This is a genomic window from Haloferax sp. AS1, assembly GCF_014530665.1.
Taxonomy (GTDB): Archaea; Halobacteriota; Halobacteria; order Halobacteriales; family Haloferacaceae; genus Haloferax; species Haloferax volcanii.
The window spans coordinates 248,958-266,504 of sequence record NZ_SPSA01000003.1 but is presented as its reverse complement, the minus strand read 5'-3'; the positions used below and the strand labels follow the sequence as shown (position 1 = coordinate 266,504).

Annotated in this window: 15 protein-coding genes; 8 read left to right on the top strand and 7 right to left on the bottom strand. The window is 65.0% G+C overall.

The annotated features are described in order from the left end of the window. Positions 1-16 precede the first annotated feature (16 nt). Together E4P24_RS18105 and solA are read right to left on the bottom strand one after the other, a co-directional pair. Complete coding sequence (locus tag E4P24_RS18105) at positions 17-1,771, bottom strand: BCCT family transporter (protein ID WP_115803599.1); 1,755 nt, start codon at positions 1,769-1,771, stop codon at positions 17-19. 290 nt (positions 1,772-2,061) lie between these two features. Next, complete coding sequence (gene solA / locus E4P24_RS18100; protein ID WP_115803600.1) at positions 2,062-3,204, bottom strand: N-methyl-L-tryptophan oxidase; 1,143 nt, start codon at positions 3,202-3,204, stop codon at positions 2,062-2,064. 197 nt (positions 3,205-3,401) lie between these two features. Here solA and E4P24_RS18095 point away from each other — a divergent pair, with 197 nt between their 5' ends. After that, positions 3,402-4,544, top strand: coding sequence for an aromatic ring-hydroxylating dioxygenase subunit alpha (locus tag E4P24_RS18095; RefSeq protein ID WP_004041144.1), 1,143 nt, complete (start codon positions 3,402-3,404; stop codon positions 4,542-4,544). Beyond that, positions 4,537-4,911 (top strand): hypothetical protein, encoded by a 375-nt coding sequence (locus tag E4P24_RS18090; protein WP_006600038.1) that lies wholly within the window; start codon positions 4,537-4,539, stop codon positions 4,909-4,911. The genes E4P24_RS18095 and E4P24_RS18090 overlap by 8 nt, the downstream gene beginning before the upstream one ends. A gap of 28 nt (positions 4,912-4,939) precedes the next feature. Here E4P24_RS18090 and E4P24_RS18085 read toward each other — a convergent pair whose 3' ends face one another. Next, positions 4,940-5,590, bottom strand: coding sequence for a helix-turn-helix domain-containing protein (locus tag E4P24_RS18085; protein WP_004061817.1), 651 nt, complete (start codon positions 5,588-5,590; stop codon positions 4,940-4,942). A 242-nt stretch (positions 5,591-5,832) separates the two neighbouring features. On the opposite strand from E4P24_RS18085, the gene E4P24_RS18080 reads away from it, so the two are divergent. Beyond that, entirely contained in the window at positions 5,833-6,711 is an 879-nt protein-coding gene (locus tag E4P24_RS18080; protein WP_115891580.1) for a hypothetical protein, read from the top strand. 154 nt (positions 6,712-6,865) lie between these two features. Here the strand turns inward: E4P24_RS18080 and ilvA are convergent, their stop codons facing one another. After that, positions 6,866-8,107: a threonine ammonia-lyase gene (gene ilvA / locus E4P24_RS18075; protein WP_188148986.1), complete on the bottom strand. Its 1,242-nt coding sequence runs from the start codon at positions 8,105-8,107 to the stop codon at positions 6,866-6,868. Between the two features lie 368 nt (positions 8,108-8,475). On the opposite strand from ilvA, the gene glyA reads away from it, so the two are divergent. Both glyA and E4P24_RS18065 read left to right on the top strand, forming a co-directional pair. Next, positions 8,476-9,723 (top strand): serine hydroxymethyltransferase, encoded by a 1,248-nt coding sequence (gene glyA, locus E4P24_RS18070; protein ID WP_008608059.1) that lies wholly within the window; start codon positions 8,476-8,478, stop codon positions 9,721-9,723. 234 nt (positions 9,724-9,957) lie between these two features. Then, entirely contained in the window at positions 9,958-10,377 is a 420-nt protein-coding gene (locus tag E4P24_RS18065; protein WP_004041150.1) for a heme-binding protein, read from the top strand. Between the two features lie 47 nt (positions 10,378-10,424). Here E4P24_RS18065 and E4P24_RS18060 read toward each other — a convergent pair whose 3' ends face one another. The 3 genes from E4P24_RS18060 to E4P24_RS18050 form a co-directional block, all read right to left on the bottom strand. After that, a complete protein-coding gene (locus E4P24_RS18060; protein WP_188148985.1) occupies positions 10,425-11,582 on the bottom strand; it encodes a M20 family metallopeptidase in 1,158 nt (385 codons plus the stop codon). Between the two features lie 121 nt (positions 11,583-11,703). After that, positions 11,704-12,936, bottom strand: coding sequence for a Cdc6/Cdc18 family protein (locus tag E4P24_RS18055; RefSeq protein WP_004041152.1), 1,233 nt, complete (start codon positions 12,934-12,936; stop codon positions 11,704-11,706). A 795-nt stretch (positions 12,937-13,731) separates the two neighbouring features. Then, on the bottom strand, positions 13,732-14,298 hold the full coding sequence (locus E4P24_RS18050) for a TATA-box-binding protein (RefSeq protein WP_004061821.1): 567 nt from the start codon (positions 14,296-14,298) through the stop codon (positions 13,732-13,734). A gap of 272 nt (positions 14,299-14,570) precedes the next feature. Here E4P24_RS18050 and tenA point away from each other — a divergent pair, with 272 nt between their 5' ends. From tenA to E4P24_RS18035, 3 genes are read left to right on the top strand one after another with little or no spacing between them, the layout of a single operon-like run. After that, positions 14,571-15,236, top strand: a complete 666-nt coding sequence (tenA, locus tag E4P24_RS18045; protein WP_188148984.1) for a thiaminase II — start codon at positions 14,571-14,573, stop codon at positions 15,234-15,236. Then, positions 15,233-16,018: a TenA family protein gene (locus E4P24_RS18040; RefSeq protein WP_115861623.1), complete on the top strand. Its 786-nt coding sequence runs from the start codon at positions 15,233-15,235 to the stop codon at positions 16,016-16,018. The genes tenA and E4P24_RS18040 overlap by 4 nt, the downstream gene beginning before the upstream one ends. Continuing rightward, the gene (locus E4P24_RS18035) at positions 16,012-17,541 is read left to right on the top strand and encodes a sodium:proline symporter (RefSeq protein WP_188148983.1); all 1,530 of its coding nucleotides are present in this window, start codon (positions 16,012-16,014) and stop codon (positions 17,539-17,541) included. Before E4P24_RS18040 ends, E4P24_RS18035 begins: the two co-directional genes overlap by 7 nt. The last annotated feature ends 6 nt before the right edge of the window (positions 17,542-17,547 follow it).

The window sequence follows — 17,547 nt, the reverse complement described above, 5'->3', positions numbered from 1 at the left end:
TTCGGTGGCTCCGCGGTCAGTCGTCCGTCGTGCCGGGGTTCTGCCGGACGTTGGTCACGACTGACGTCCGAGAGCGACCGACGTCGATGTCGATGTCCTCGTCCGCCAAGTCCTCGATTCGCTCGGCGAACTCCTCGGATTGCAGGAGTTCGTACTCCTTGTCGAGGCCGAGATAGACCGTGTAGCACATGATGACGAGGACGACGGCGAACGGGAACCCCGTCGCGATGGCCGCCGTCTGGAGCGCGCCGAGACCCCCGCCGTAGAGGAGAAGCGACGCGACGAGGCCCTCGATGACCGCCCAGAAGATGCGTTGGGTCCGCGGCACGTTGTGCTTGCCGCCCGACGTGAGATGGTCGACGACGAGCGACCCCGAGTCCGAGGAGGTCACGAAGAACGTGACGATGAGCGTCACGGCGAGCAGCCCCGAGACGGCGCTGAACGGGAACTGTTCGAGGAGCGCGAACATGGCGACCGTCTGGCCGGCCTCGTTGTAGGTCGCGAGGACCGCGCCGTTACCCTGAAGCGAGTTGAACAGCGCGCTCCCGCCGAACGCCGAGAGCCAGACCGTCGAGAACAGCGACGGCAGGACGAACACGCCGAAGACGAACTCGCGGACCGTCCGCCCCTTCGAGATGCGCGCGACGAACATCCCGACGAACGGCGACCAAGCAATCCACCACGCCCAGTAGAACACCGTCCAAGCGTTGACGGTGGACGCGCCGTCGCCGAGCGTCCCGGTGAAGAACGCGAGCGAGAGGAAGTCGCTGAAGTAGTTCCCGAGGCCCTGCACCCACGCGCCGAAGATGCTCATCGTCGCGCCGGCGGCGAGCACGAACGTCAACAGCACGAACATCAGAAAGACGTTCACCGTGCTCAGACGCCGGATACCGCCTTCGAGGCCGGCCGCGACAGAGGCGGTAGCGATGAGTGTAATCACGGCGATGAGCGCGATTTGCATCCCGGTGTTGTTCGGAACGCTCAGGACGCCGAGCATGCTCCCGCCGAGGATGTACGACAGCCCGGTGTTTATCTGTGCGACCCCGAGGCCGAGCGACGTGGCGAGGCCGAACAGCGTCGCGAACACCGCCACGAGGTCGATGAGGTGGCCCGGCCAGCCGTAGATTCGCTCGCCGAGGAGCGGCCAGAAAATCGACCGGAACGTGAGCGGCAGCCCCCGATTGAACGAAAAGAACGCGAGTCCCAAGCCGACGAGGCCGTAGATGGCCCACGGGTGGAACCCCCAATGGAAGAACGTCTGCGTCATCGCGGCGATACCCGCACCGCCGGACCCGGCCTCGGCGTCGAAGAAGCCGGGGACGTTACTGAAGTAGTACAGCGGCTCCGAGACGCTGTAAAACATGAGCCCGATACCCATGCCCGCGCTGAACAGCATCGCCATCCACGAGAAGTCGCTGAACTCCTTTTCCGCCTCGACGCCGCCGAGGGTTATCTTTCCGTACTTACTCAGCGCGAAGTACGCCAAGACCACGATAAAGAGGTTCACCGACAGGAGGAAGAACCACCCGAAGTTCCCCTCGAAAAAGCCCCTGATACCCGAATAGACGCTCGCCGCCTGCTCACCGAGAATGAGCGTCGCAGCGACGAAGACGCCGATTATCAAGAGCGCGGCCGGGAAGACGACGGGATGGATATCGAACCCCAACCCCTGGATGTTTCTGTCACCGGGTTCGCGCTCCATATCGGGATAAAACAGGTCTTCCTGTAACTCGCTCGTCGACCGACCGGTCGAGTCGTTGCTATTCGCCATTCGATACAGCCTCCATTGACGACCGCCAGATGAATTCGTGTTCGGTCATATCGTTGTCCCCGCTTTGGGGCCACCCACTGTCACCGTCGAGAGACGACCCGCGTCGGATTCGACGCGTCCGCTCCGACCGTGACACGAGTCCACACCCCTCACGATTCAACCAACCCATTGGTGTTACACATCATAACAAGTCGGCTTCGATAATAGTGGCATTTATACGCAAATGAAGAAAACTTACGGAAGTTATATCGTCAAATCGGTTGACGAGCGGCAAGCTCGACCGCCCGTCGTCACTCGAACCGGTCGAGCGAGAACATATCGAGCGGCAGGTCGCTCTCGCCGTCGACGGCGAGGTCAGCGAGGATTTCGCCGATGACGCTGGCGAACTTGAAGCCGTGTCCCGAAAAGCCCGCGCCGACGGCGACCTGCGGGTGGTCCGGCAGCGTGTCGAGGATGAAGTGCTCGTCCGGCGAGTTCGTGAACATACACGTCGCGAGCGACATCGTCGGCCCCGCGGCCTCCGGGAAGTACTTCTCCGTGACATCGCGGAGTATCGCCTCGTCGGCGCGGTTCGGCTCGCGGTCGAAGTCGTCGGGGTCGACCTCCTCGTCGCGGTGGTGGTACTTGCCGAGTTTGAACCCCGGCACGTCGTGGACCGGGAAGCCGTAGAACCGACCCTCGGGGACGCTGAGGTTCCAGACGGGGAACTCCTCGGGCGCGAACGTCGCCGGCGACTCGGGTTGGAACCACGCGAGCGCCTGTCGCTCGGGGATCGCGAGGCCGTCGAGCGCGTCAGCGAGTTTGTAGTTCCACGCGCCCGCGGCGAGCACGAGCGCGTCCGCGACGTACACGCCGCGGTCGGTGCGGACGCGCACGCCGCCGTCGTTCGTCTCCGCCCAGTCTTCGACCCGTTCGCGGGCGCGGATTTCGGCACCCCGGGCCTGTGCCGCTTCGGTATAGCCAATAATCGACTGCTCGGGGACGACGAACCCGCCGTCTTCCTGATAGACCGCGCGGTAGTCCTCGGGGAGTTCGTAGCCGGGGAATCGTTCGTTGACCTCCGCGCCGGTCAGCACCTCGTGCGGGATGTCGTGTTCCTCACAGGAGCGTTTCGAACCCGCGAACACGTCGTTGTCGACGGGGCCGGCGTCGATGGAGCCGGTTCGGTGGATGATATCGCGGCCGGTCTCGCCGGCGAGGTCGTCCCAGAGGTCGTACGCCCGCTCGATGAGCGGGACGTACGACGGGTGTTCGTAGTACGCGCGGCGGATGATGCGGGTGATGCCGTGGGACGACCCCTGCGAGTGAGGGATGTCGTAGCGTTCGAGACCGACGACGTCGAGGCCGCGGTCGGCGAGGTGGTACGCGGTCGCGCTCCCCATCCCGCCGACCCCGACGACGGCGACATCGTATCGGTCGTCGCGGACACTCATTGTGCCCGGCGGTTCGGAACGTCCCCCCTTGACTCTTGACCTGTATCACGGAGCCCCTTTTTCAGAGGAACGACGCTCGGCCCGCCGAGAGCGGCGCTCGCCGCCGAACGGCGGCCGCTCGCGGATATCCACCGCCACTTATACGGGTCCACTATTTCCGACGAATCCTTTTCCACAGATGTGTGTTTCTTCCTCCCATGACACGGTGGAACAACAATCGTGACGAAATCGGTGCGGTAAGTGCCGACATCACCGCGGAAACGAACGCGCTGCCGGCGAGGTACTTCACCGACCCGGAGGTCCACGAGATGGAAAAGGAGAAAGTGTTCGGTCGGTACTGGGTCTACGCGGGCCACGAGACCCACATCCCGGACGCGGGCGACTACTTCACGCGAACCATCGGTGACAAGCAGATAATCGTCACCCGCGACGGCGAGGGCGACGTGCGGGCGTTCTACAACGTCTGTGCCCACCGCGGGTCGAAGATGCTCGACGACACGCCGATGACCGACCCCGGCAGCCTCAGCCGCATCACCTGCCCGTACCACCTCTGGGCGTACGAACTCGACGGGTCGCTCCAGAGCACCCCCAAGAGCTTCGAGGAGGCGAGTCTGAATCCCGACCTCGACGACGACGCCGTCAGCGAACTCGACCCCGAAGAAAACGGCCTCATGGAGGTCAACACCGACGCCATCGGGCCGCTCGTGTTCGTCAACTTCGAGGACGAACCGAGCCTCTCGCTTGCCGAACAGGCCGGGGAGATGAAGACGGAACTCGAAGACCTGCCGCTCGGCGAGTACGAACACGCCCGGCGCTACGTCTCCGAAGTCGAGTGCAACTGGAAGACGTTCAGCGGGAACTACTCGGAGTGCGACCACTGTCAGGCGAACCACCAAGACTGGGTGCAGGGACTCGAACTCATGGAGTCCGAACTCGAAGTCAACGACTACCACTGGGTGCTTCACTACAAGCACAAAGAGGACGTCGACGACGAGATGCGCATCCACCCCGAACACGAGGCCAAGTTCTACTACTTCTGGCCGAACTTCACGGTCAACATGTACGGCACCGCCGACGGCTACGGCACGTACATCATCGACCCCATCGACGAGGGGCGCTTCCAGCTCATCGCGGACTACTACTTCCGCGACTCCGAGCTGTCCGAAGAAGAAGAGAAGTTCGTCCAGACGAGCCGGCAGCTCCAAGAAGAGGACTTCGAGCTCGTCGAACGCCAGTACGAGGGGCTCACGTCCGGCGCGCTCGGGCAGGCACAGCTCGGTCCGAACGAACACACCGTCCACAAACTGCACCGCCTCGCGCAGGACGCGTACAATGCCTGACGACGAGAGTGCCAAACTAGCCGAAAAACCACACGCCGGCGTCGTCACCTGCCCGGCGTGCGACCTCCACGTCTCCGTCACGGAGCCGAACGACGCCGTCGACCTGTACCGTCGACACGCGAACGTCACCGGCCACGACGTCGAGTGGGAGCGCGTCGCGTTCGACGTCGACGTCGAGAGCGACGACGTGAAAACGGCGCTCACCGAACTCGGTGAGGACCACCCCGACGGCGTCGAACTCGGGCGGCTCGCCGCGGCGCTCGCGGACAACGGCGTCGCCATCGGCGAAACGCTCGACGCCGTCCGCGACCTGCGGATGAGCGGCGAAATCTACGAACCGCAGGACGACTACGTCCTCGCGGTCTGACTCCCGCCTTTCTTCGGGGGTTATTCCGTCACTCGTCGAGGAGAATCGACTCGACCAGCTCCGCGGTCCCCCGCCTGATGCGTCCGCTGACGGCCGTCGGCGAGATGTCGAGTACTTCGGAGAGGTCGTCCAGCGCCGCCTCTCGCGGCTCCTCGAAGTAGCCGTGTTCGTAGGCGGCGACGAGCGCGTCGCGCTGGGCGTCGGTCAGCTTGCTCGGCTCGCCGTTCATCCAGCCGTCCTGTCGGAACATCCGGTTCAGCTCGAAGGAGATGTCGTTCGCCTCGCAGTACTCCCACACCTCTGAGAGCGCCTCGCGGTCCGAAAGCTGAAGCCGGACCCGCCAGCCCGCCGTGTCGTTGCTGCACGCGTCGAGCATGAGCCCGCCGAGTTCCGTGATGATAGGCGAGAGGAGAATCGTGTCGGGCGTGTGTCCGATGCGATACACCGCCGACTCCTCCCGCTCGGAGACGAGCTGCCAGTCGCTGACCGTGTGGTCGACCTCCAGCGCCGCTTCGAACGCCGAGACGTCCGCGCCCTTCACGACGAAGAAAAACAGGCCGGTCTCGGGGTCGGTCGCGGATTGAGAGATGACGTCTATCTCGCTCGCGGCCTCCGACTGAATCGTCGGCGTCAGCGCGAGGTCGTCGTGCGCGATGTCGGCAACGGTTATCAGACTCATCGTGTCTTCACCTCGTGGATACAGAGATTCGACACCGGGGAAGCCGGACTGCCGGTTCGGTTGAAGGTCGCGAACTCGCGTCGACACTCGCGACAGAAGCGTTTCTCGTGGGCACGATATAGTAGTGTGAACATTAGATTTTTGTTTATAGTTTTCGCCGCATATTCTGTGGGGCTATATAAACTGACTCAGTATTCCACACCGCTTTTCAGGGAGTCTCGGCGCGTCCGTCGAAACGGACAATGAGCGTGGGTACATCGCTTCGGCGGCTGGGCGAATTCCTCGAAGAGTGCGAGCGGACGGACGCCGCGAGCGTCCGCGAGTCGTCCGTGACGGTCACGGACTCGGGCGCGTCCGCGGATGTCGAGTTCGCGCTCTCGTCGGACGCCGACGGCGACATCCCCGTTCGAATCCGAGGGGCGTCGCTCGACTCCGACGGGTCGATTGGGCTCACGCTCGGCGTCGACGACGTGCTGCCGAGCGACCGCGAGCACGTCGCCGTCGACGCCGCGGACGTCTCGCTCGACGGCGACCCGGCGGTCGTCGTCACGGTCGCGACCGATGCGCCGACGACGAGTTCAACCGAGACGGCCGACGACGACGCCGATTCCGAACCGCCCGAAGCCGTTCGGAACCCGAACGTGCCGGCGTTCGAAGACACGACGTACCTCGAAGCCGTGTACGCGCGGTACGAGACGTTCGAGCGGATGGCCGACGCCTTCGAGATGGACGTGACGGACGAGACGGTCCGCAGGTACATGATCGACCAAGGCGTCCACGAACCGTCGTCGTACGAAACGTCGCTCGCCGGCGACCCGACGGGCGTCGAGCGACCACCGGCACCCGCGGCGGACGGCGACGGGTCGCCCGAGGCGCTCGCCGACGGCATCGGCCTCCCCGAGTCCGTCACAATCGACCAACTCGCCGACGCCGCCAACGACGCCAAGACCGTCTACGAGTTCGGCAAGGCGCTCGACCTCGAACGCATGGACGCGCTCGACCTGCTCCAAGACCTCGACCTGCTCGAATTCGTGATGGGCCGACTCACGACCGACGACGACCCCGACGTGAGTCGGGCAGACGTCGTGGCGCGCATCCGGCAATCGGCCGGAGAGACGTAGCGGACGCGTCGTCGGTATCGGTGAGTCGCTTCGCGGAGAGGACATCAGCGCGTTCGTCGTTCAAGCCGCGTCCCGCCGCATCTCACACGTCGTGTCAAATCGAGAGGCATTCGAGATTCGGCTGCGAGAACGGTCGAAACCGAGGAACCGGGCGCTAGCTCGGCTCCGAAACGTCGTCGACCGCGTAGCCCGCGTCCTCTATCGTGTCCACGACGGCCGCCGCGTGTTCGGCTCCCTTGGTCTCGATGCGGAACAGGAGGTGGGCCTCGCCGACGTCGAGGGCGTCGACGGCGCGGACGTGGCGAACGTCGTGAATGTTCGCGTCGCGGTCGGCGATGAGCCGGGAGAGTCGCGCCATCTCGCCGGGTTCGTCCCGGATTCGAACCCGGAGACGGAGCGTCTGGCGACGGCTGGTGAGCCCGTGGACGAGCACCGTCTGGAGCATCGTCATGTCCAGATTGCCCCCGCAGAGAAGCGGCATGACGGTCTCGCCCTCGACGTCGAGGTCGTCGCTCAGCACGGCGGCGACGGAGGCGGCACCGGCACCCTCGACGACCTGCTTGGCGCGTTCGAGCAACAGCAGAATCGCCTCCGCGATTTCCCCGTCGGAGACCGTGACGACCTCGTCGACGTGTTCCTCGATGGTTCGGAGCGTCAACTCGGAGATGCCGCCGGTGGCGATGCCGTCCGCGATGGTGTTGGTGTCGTCGAGCGTCACGGGAACGCCCTTGTCGAGGCTCTCGTGGACCGTCTCCGCGCCCTCAGCCTGCACGCCGACGACGCGAATCTCGGGGTCGTGGTGCTTGATGGCGGTGGCGATACCCGAGATGAGCCCGCCGCCGCCGATGGGGACGACCACGGTGTCCATCTCGGGGAGGTCGCGGTACATCTCGACGCCGAGCGTTCCCTGTCCGGCCACGATGTCGCAGTCGTCGTACGCGTGGACGAACTCGGCGTCCGACTCCTCGGCGAGCGACTGGGCGTACGCCATCGTCTCCTGGAAGTCCTCGCCGACGAGTTCGACTTCCGCGCCGTAGTCGCGCGTCGCGTCGATTTTCGTCTGCGGGGCGTTCTCCGGCATCACGACCGTGGAGTCGGCCCCGCACTCGGTCGCCGCGAGCGCGACGCCCTGCGCGTGATTGCCGGCGCTCGCGGCCACGAACTCGTCGATGCCGCGGTCGGTATCCTGTCGAATCTTGTTGTACGCACCGCGCGTCTTGAACGACCCCGTCCACTGGAGGTGTTCCATCTTCAGGTAGACGTCCGCGCCGACGAGGTCACCGAGCGAGGTGCTCCGCTCTATCGGCGTCCGCTTGACGACGCGGTCGTTTTCGAGTCGCTCGCTCGCGCGCTCGATGTCGCTGTACTGCACCGGGAGGGACTCGACCTCACTCATCGACGGCTCACCTCGGCGGTCGGCCGAACGGCTCGCCGGGGCGTGCGCGTGTCCCCTCGGTTCCGGGACGTTCCGCGGTCTGTGATAGTTCTTGGCACGGTATGTGAGAGACGTGACGAAGTTCCAATATAGAGCTATCGCCGGTGGGTACTCGTCTCGGTGAGAACTGAACACGTAATACGTCGATTTCGGCCGTGAGCGAACCCAATTCAGGATATCTTTCGAAGATATCCAAGCGGCACTCACCGCGCTCATCGACCCGAACACAGAACGTGCGCGTCCTGTCACGTTGTGGTTCTGGTTCGGCGTGCCGGCCTCGTCTCGGGGGACGGCGAAGCGTTATACCGCAGAGTCGAGATGCACCCACGATGCCTTACGACACCGTTCGAGAGACCGATCCGGCCGTCGCCGACGCGCTGGCGGGCGAACGCGAACGACAGAACGATACGCTCGCCATGATAGCGAGCGAGAACCACGTCAGCGAGGCGGTCATGGAGGCCCAAAGCTCGGAACTGACGAACAACTACGCCGAGGGCTACCCGGGGAGCCGGTACTACGGCGGCTGTGAGTACGCCGACGAGGTCGAACAGCTCGCCATCGACCGCGCCAAGGAGCTCTGGGGCGCCGACCACGTCAACGTCCAACCGCACTCGGGCTCGCAGGCGAACATGGGCGTGTTCCTCGCCGTGCTCGAACCCGGCGACAAGATTCTCTCCTTGGACCTGACCCACGGCGGCCACCTGAGCCACGGCCACCCGGTGAACGTCGCGGGGAAGACGTACGAGGTCGAACAGTACGAGGTCGACGCCGAGACGGGCTACGTCGACTACGACCAACTCGCCGCGAAAGCCGAGGCGTTCGACCCGGACATCATCATCTCGGGCTACTCCGCGTACCCGCGAGAGGTCGAGTGGGAGCGCGTACAGGCCGCGGCCGACTCGGTCGACGCGTACCACCTCGCCGACATCGCCCACATCACGGGCCTCGTCGCCGCGGGCGAACACTCGTCGCCCGTCGGCACCGCGGACTTCGTCACCGGCTCGACCCACAAGACGATTCGGTCGGGTCGCGGCGGCATCATCATGTGCGACGAGGAACACGCCGACGACGTCGATTCCGCGGTCTTCCCCGGCCTCCAAGGCGGACCGATACTGCACAACGTCGCCGGCAAGGCCGTCGGCTTCGGCGAGGCGCTAACCCCCGAGTTCGAGGAGTACGCCTCGCAGGTCGTCGATAACGCCGCCGCCCTCGGCGAGCGGTTACAGGAACGCGGCCTCGAACTCGTCTCCGGGGGGACTGACACGCACTTAGTTCTTGTCGACCTCCGGCCGTCGCACCCGGACACGACGGGCAAGGACGTGGAAGCGGCGCTCGAAGAGGTCGGTATCGTCCTCAACGCCAACACGGTTCCCGGCGAGAGTCGTTCGGCGTTCAACCCGAGCGGGATTCGCGCCGGCACGCCCGCGTTGACGACCCGCGGCTTCGACGAGGAGGCCTGCCGGACCGTCGCGGACCTCATCTACGAAATCGTCGACGCGCCGCACGACGAGTCGGTCAAGGGGTTCGTCGACCAGAAGGTCGACGAACTAACCGCCGAGTACCCGCTGTACGACTGACCGGCTATCGGGTCGGTTCGCCTCGAACCGAACGCCTTCTCGATGCGTCTTCGACCCGATTCCGAGGGTTGACAATAAGTATAAGATAACCAATAGTTGTTGTTCTCCCGTCAGCGTCGTTCGAGGGTCACTCAGACGCCCGAAATCGGGAGAGAAGAGCGAAATCGGCCGCTCGTTCGAGACCCGCGGCGCACGTATAAGTAGGGCCGTCGAGACCGGTTTCGACGAAGCGATATGTCCGATGCAATCAATCTCGAGACGGCGAAGACACTCATCGAAGCGGCGGAAGCGGAAGCCGAGTCGATGGGGCTGCGAATGGTGATTACGGTCGCGAACCCAGAGGGTAACCTCATCGCACAGCACCGAATGGACGACGCGTGGCTGGCGAGCGTCAACATCTCTCGAAACAAGGCGTACACGGCGGCCGCGCTGCAGATGCCCACGCACGAACTTGCCGAGGGGAGCCAGCCCGGCGAGTCGCTGTGGGGCCTCCAGACGACGGACGAGAATCGACTCGTCGTCTTCGGCGGCGGCTATCCGCTCGAAGTCGACGGCGAACTCGTCGGGACCGTCGGCGTCAGCGGCGGCGAGGTGTCCGAAGACATGGCGGTCGCGAGCGCCGCGGTCGAGCGGTTCGAAGAACTCGTCGAATAGCCGAACGCGGCGTCACGTTTTTTCAGCCCGTCAGCCGACAGTCGGTGTCAGTCTGCGCCGGCCTCGAACAGCCCGCGGAGCGCCGTGCGGAGGATGTCGTACCCGGCTTCGACCTCCGACAGTTCGATGTACTCGTCGTAGGCGTGGGCCTGCGCCATCGACCCCGGCCCCCACGTAATCGCGTCCATCCCGGCGTCGTTGACGAGGTTCCGAACGTCGGTCGCCGCCCGAATCCCCCACGGCTCGGGGTCGATATCCGCCCGCTCGGCGGCCGCGTCCCGAAAGCGCGCCGCGATGTCGCTGTCGGTCGGAACCGCCGCCGATTCGTAGACTCGCGTTCGCGTCCACTCGACGTTCAGGTCGTGTTCGGCCGCCACGTCGGAGAGCAGCGCGTCGATTTCGGCGTCGACTTCCTCGACTGTCTCAGCGGGGACGAACCGCCTGTCGACCGTGATGGTCGCGCTCTCCGGAACGACGTTCTCCTTCGTCCCCGCCTCGAACCGCGTGACCGTCGCGGTCGGGCGACCGACGAGCGAGTCGGAGCGTGCCCGAATCTCCTCGTCGTACGCTTCGAGCGCGTCGAGAACGGGACGAGCGTTCCCAATCGCGTTGTCCCCCTCGTCGGGCCGGCTCGCGTGCGACGGGTCGCCGCCGACGGAAATCTCGTACCAGCCGAGGCCCTTCGCGCTCGTCGCGGTCCGCAGCGCCGTCGGTTCGAGCACGACGCCGTAGGTGCCGTCGTAGCCGCGTTCGAGGAGCGTCTTCGTCCCCGGTTCGGCCGTCTCCTCGCCGACGGCGGCGTGGAACACGAGCGAGCCGTCGAGCGCTCCGGACTCGAACGCGTCGGCGAACTCGACCGTCGCGAGCATCGCGAGGGCGACGCCGCACTTCATGTCCGCGCTCCCGCGACCGTACAGTCTGCCGTCTCTGACGGTCGGGTCGTACGGTGGATGGGTCCACTGGTCTCGGTCGCCCGCCGGGACCACGTCGAGGTGGCCGTTGAGGACGACCGAGGGTTCGCCGTCGCCGACGCGGGCCGCGACCTGCGGTCGGTCGGGGAACGGTTCCTCGACGAGCGTCGCCGAGACGCCTCGGGAGTCCAGCCAGTCGGACACGAACTGCGCCGCCGCCGCCTCGTCCCCCGGCGGATTCTCGGTCTCGATTTCGACGAGACTCGTGAGCAACGAGCGTAACTCTTCGTCCATGGTTTCGGTCGTCTATCGACAGAGACGGACGTGTGTTAAGGGTTCGTGCGGTAGCTTTTTTCCGACGCGGCCGACAGCATCGGAGACCCGTGCGGACGCAGGCGTCGCGTGCCGTGCGTCGCTATTCGAGCGTGGAGATACGGCTGTCCCGGAGGAGCACTCGCTTGACGATGTCCGGGTCCTCGAGCAGGCGGTGGGTCCCGTGGACGCCCTGTCCGCGGCCGCGCCCGCGGACCTCCGACTGGATGACGTTGAGGAAGTCGAGTTCCTGCAGGAGTTCCTGCACGCGGCGCTCGGAGAGTTGGTCCATGTCGAGGTCGTCGGCGACGGTGAGATACTGTCGGTAAATCTTGTTCGTCGTAATCTCGGCGGTCTTCCGGCCGCCGGTCTGGAGGACCAGCGAGTAGAGGACGGCCTTCGACTGCGTGGCGGTCCCTTCGAGGAGTTCGCTGAAGCGGTCGGCCTCGCTTTTCTCCTTGGCCGCCCGCACGTGGTCGTCGGTGACGGTCTCGGCGCTCTCGTTTCGCGCGATTCGGCCGGCGTTGCGCAGGATGTCGATGGCCTTCCGGGCGTCGCCGTGTTCCTGGGCGGCGAGCGCGCTCGCGAGGGGAATCACGTCGTCGGTGAGGACGCCGGGCTTGAACGCGTCCTTCCGGTTTTCGAGGATTTCGCGGAGTTGGTTCGCGTCGTACGACGGGAAGACGAGTTCGTCGTGGGCGAAGCTCGATTTGACGCGCTCCGTGAGTTCCTCGGGGTAGTCGATTTTGTTCGAGATGCCGATAATGCCGATGCGCGAGTCCACTATCTTTTGATTCTCGCCCGCGCGCGAGAGCTTTCGGAGCACCTCGTCGTCGCGGAGCATATCGATTTCGTCGAGGATGACGATGGTCACGTCGGAACAGGTGTCGAGCACCTGCCACAGTCGGTTGTAGTAGTCGCCGGTCGACAGCCCGCGCTCGGGAATCGTCATCCCGCTTTTCGACGGGTCGTTGACCTGCGAGGCGAGCGTCTTGATGACCGAGGCCTCGGTGTGCTGTTCGCCGCAGTCGATGACGGCGATGCGGACGTCGACGTCCTCGCGGACCGCCTCGTGCTGGAGTCGCTCGCTCACGAGGCGAGCGGTGAGCGTCTTTCCCGACCCGGTCTTGCCGAAGATGAACAGATGGGTCGGTTCGCGTCCGAAGATGGCGGGGTTGAGCGCCTGTGCGACTTTCGACATGTGCTCGTCGCGGCCGACAATCTTGTCGGGACCGGGGAGATGAGAGATTTTGAGGATATCCTCGTTCGCAAAGATGGGTTGGTCATAGCGGAACAGCGGGTCGCGGGTCCCACCCTCGCTCTCGTCCGATGTCATGTGAGTTCGGTATTCATACTCACCCGTAATAAATGTGAAGGGGTGGACTCGCGTTTGTAACAGCGACAAATACGGCCGTTTGAACGGCACTTCGGACCCGGTTTTGGATTCGACGATCAACGAGTAGTATCGCGCAAGTAAGACCGTCAGACACCACCCTCGCGTTTGTAACGGCAGAGGCGGTCACGAGGAAGACACAGTCGGTGGGGGGGGTACACTCGCGTTTGTAACTCGGCCTCCGAGAGACCACCCTCGCGTTTGTAATCGAACGGGGGAGTACCGTCGCGTTTGTAACGTCGAGTGGTGAAAGGGGCAGTGCAGACACACCACCCTCGCGAATGTAACGCGAATCGGCGTGGGGGGTGGGCCGACGGGTGAGGTGTTATCGGTTGATTTTGCCCCTATATTTACAAACGCGAGGGGGGTGTGTCGAATCTCCCTAGGGACTGGCGTAGCCGTTACAAACGCGAGGGGGGTGTGTGTGTGTTCCCGAGGACAGATGGTCTACTCGTGAGTGACACCCGGTCCTCGAAGAGTAGTCATGGTATCTCGACATCACATTATCACTAGTAGCTAGACTACTAGTTCTACTACTTAACACAACAAAAAACAATAAAACAACAGCAACAAAATAATAACAACAACAAAATAACAAAGCGGCACAAAATCCAACAACAAACAACGAACAACGAATCCGTGACCGGTCTGCCGACTTCCAGTTCACTACCCCCCAACCACGCCAACACGTCGGGCAACACCCCGTCGCTCACCGCCGACCGAGTACCCGACGAGTGCTCACCCGAGTAGTCCGAGTTCGCGAACGTCATCGTCGACGGTTTCGAGGGCTGCTTCGGCGTCGCCAACCCGCTTCGCCCCCGTAATCACGATTTTCCCGCTCCCGAACATGAGGACGACGACGCTCGGTTCGTCGAGGCGGTAGACGAGTCCGGGGAACTGCTCGGGTTCGTACTCGACGGCTTCGAGACCGAGGCCGATAGCCAACGCGTTCAGGTTGAGCGCCGCCCCGAGGTCGGCGCTCGAAACGATGTTTTGGACGGTGATATCCGGGTCGTCGGGAATCGGGATTCCGAGTTCGGTGAACTCGTCGAACAGCGTTTCGATGGCCGTACTCACGTCGTCGACGCTGTCCGCGCCGGTGCAGACGACTTTGCCCGACCGGAAGACGAGACACGCCGACTTGGGATTCCGAGTCCGATACACGAGTCCGGGGAAGTTCTCGGGGTCGTAATCGGTCCCGTTCATGTCGAGCGAGAGCCGTTCGAGGTCGAGCTCGACCGGAACTTCCGTCGAAGCGACGACGTTCTGAATCTCGATGGACCCGATGGCGTTCACCTGCGACATCTTGTGAAATAGTTGACACTCATTTGCCTTAAACTACCGGGGTCGTTTCTCCCCGTTAACCACCGGACAACTGGACAACCGGGCGGCTAATCGGCCGTCGACCGGACAACAGTCCGGATTTGAAACACAGTCCGGACTTAGAAACCGTCGAACGGTGGCGACCCCGTTGAACACATCCGATACGCTGGTCCGAGACGCCGCTCTCCCGCACGAATAACTAATGAATACTACCCCATCATAATTCTTTTCAGCGTCTTCTTCGATTACTCGCTATGGCGTTCACAGACACGATTCACGACGAGGCCGACGAGTTCTGGTCGGCCATCCTCGACCATCCGATGGTCGTCCGACTCGGGGAGGGGAGCCTCGACGAGGAGCCGTTCCGCTACTGGGTGCGGCAGGACTACGTCTACCTCGTCGAGTACAGTCGTCTCTTCGCGCTCGGTGCCGCGAAGGCCCCGACGCTCGACTCGATGGGGACGTTCGCGAGCCTCCTCGAATCGACCGTCAACGAGGAGATGGACCTCCACCGGAGCTACGCCGCCGAGTTCGGCATCGACACCGACGAACTCGAAGCCACGACGCCGTCACCGACGACCCGGGCCTACACGGATTTCCTCGTTCGCACCGCGACGCTCGGCTCGTTCGGCGATATCGTCGCCGCCTTGCTCCCCTGCATGTGGGGGTTCAACGAGACGGGACGCCGCCTCGCGGACGCGGGTGTCCCGGACCACGACCAGTACGCCGCGTGGGTCGAGATGTACGCCGGCGACGAGTTCACCGAACTCACCGACTGGTGTAAGGCGCTCATGGACGACGTGGCCGCGAGCGCGACCGAGTCGGACCGCGAGCGCTACCGCGACCTGTTCCGCACGTCGGCGCAGTACGAGTACCAGTTTTGGGACGCCGCGTGGCGGCAAGAGGAGTGGCCGCTATGACCGACGGCGACCCGTCGGACTCGGTCGGCTCGCCCGGTGAGAGCCAGCCGGCCCCCGAGACGTACGACGAGTTCGCCGCGTCGCGGTCGGACCCGCGCTTTACCGACTGGCTCCGCGACCGCGCGGGCGAGTCGTGGGACGACGCGACCGCGCACCGACTGACGCGGGAACTCGCCGCCGACGAACTCGCGGACGACGTGTTCAGGCAGTATCTCGTGCAGGACTACGCCTTCGTGGAGACGCTCGTCGGCGTCTTCGGTCACGCCGTCGGCACCGCGCCGACGATGTCGTCGAAGTCGGAACTCGTCTCGTTTCTCGGCGTCCTGACCGACGACGAGGACGACTACTTCCTGCGGGCGTTCGACGCGCTCGACGTGCCCGAATCGGTCTACTCGGAGCCGAAAACCACGCCGACGACGCGCGCCTTCATCGACCTCCTCGAACGCGCCGCGGGGCAGGGCGGGTACGCCGAGACGCTGGCGGTGCTCGTCCCCGCCGAGTGGGTCTACCTGTCGTGGGCGACCGCCGCGGCCGACGCTGACGACTCCCCGTCTCGATTTTACCTCTCCGAGTGGGTCGACCTCCACGCAGTCGACGACTTCGCGTCGTTCGTCGAGTGGCTCCGAACCGAACTCGACCGCGAGGGTGCGGCCGCCTCGCCGCGCCGACAACGGCGGCTCGAACAGCTGTTCCGTCGCACGGTCGAACTGGAGGTCGCGTTCTTCGACGAGGCGTACGAACTGGGCCGAGGTTCGTCCCGACCGGGTGACGACCGATGGTGAGTTCGACCGTCGCGCTCGGGCTAACCGTCGCGACGCTCGTCGCGTTTACCGGCGTCGGCGTGTGGTTCTCCCGGGGTCGCGTCGGCTCCGTCGAGGACCTCATCAGCGCCCGCGACTCCGCGGGAAGCCGGCGGACGACGTCGACGCTCGTCGCGTCCGTCATGGGCGTCTGGGTGCTGTTTTCGGCCCCCGAAGCGGGCGCGAGCTTCGGTATCGCGGCCGTCGTCGGCTACGCGGTCGGCGAGGCCGTCCCGATGCTCGTCTACGCCCGCCTCGGCCCGCGAATCCGGAAACTCATCCCCGAAGGCCACTCGCTGACCGAGTACGCCCACGCCCGCTACGGGACCGCGATGTACGCCTTCGTCCTCCTCGTGAGCGCGCTCTACATGTTCATCTTCCTCGCCGCCGAACTGACCGGCATCGCGGGCGCGCTCTCGCTCGTCGCCGGCGTCCCGCAGTGGCAGACCGCGCTCCTCGTCGGCGGCTTCGTCCTGCTCTACACGAGTTACGGCGGCCTCCGGGCCAGCATCGCGACCGACGCGGTCCAAGCGGTCGTCGTCATCCCGCTCCTCTTGCTCGCGTTCGCCGGCGCACTCGTCGCGCTCGGCGGCCCCGCCGCCGCCATCGACGGCATCACGGCGACGAACCCCGCGCTCCTCGACCTCGGGGCGGTCGCCGGCCTCCAGTTCGGCCTCGCGCTCGCGTTCGCCATCCTCGGCGCGGAACTCATCAACCAGACCTGGTGGCAGCGCATCTACGCGGCCGACTCGTCGGAGACGGTCGGGCGGAGCTTCCGGACCGCGGCGCTCGCCAACGGAGCTATCGTGTTCGTCACCGCCTTCTTCGGCGTCGTCGCGGTCGGCAACGCCGCCGTCGTCACCGACCCCGCGAGCGCGGGCTACAACGCCGACGCCGCCTTCTTCGTTCTCCTCGGCGAGGCGTTCCCCGAGTGGCTCGTCCTCGCGGCGGTCCTCCTCGCGCTCCTGCTCGTGATGAGTTCCATCGACACGCTGTTCAACGCGCTTTCGAGTCTCGTGACCGCGGACCTCGCCCGCCTGCTCGCGGAGCCGAGCGACCGCCGCCTCGCCCTCGGGTCGCGGGCGCTCACCATCGCCGTCGCGGCCGCCGCGATTTACGTCAGTCTCCGTGCTCAGAGCGTCCTCCGGCTGTTCTTCTTCGCTGACCTGCTCGGCGCGGCCGTCGCCTTCCCGCTCGTCTACGGGCTGTACTCGACGCGAATCACCGGCCTCGGCGCGCTCGCGAGCAGTCTCACCGGGCTCGCCGTCGGCCTCGCGTTCTTCCCCGACCTCCGCGGCGTCATCACGTCGATTCCGGTCGTCGGCGGCCTGCTCCCCGCGGCCGACCCGCTGTATCTCACCTCCTTCGGCGGGGCGTTCGTGGTGTCGACGGCGGCGTCGCTCGTCGCCGCCCGATTCGCGGACGCCGGGTTCGACCTCGGGCGGCTCTCGCGGGAGATTCGGCGGTTCGACGACGGCCAAACTGACGCGCCGTCGTCCGACTGAACGACT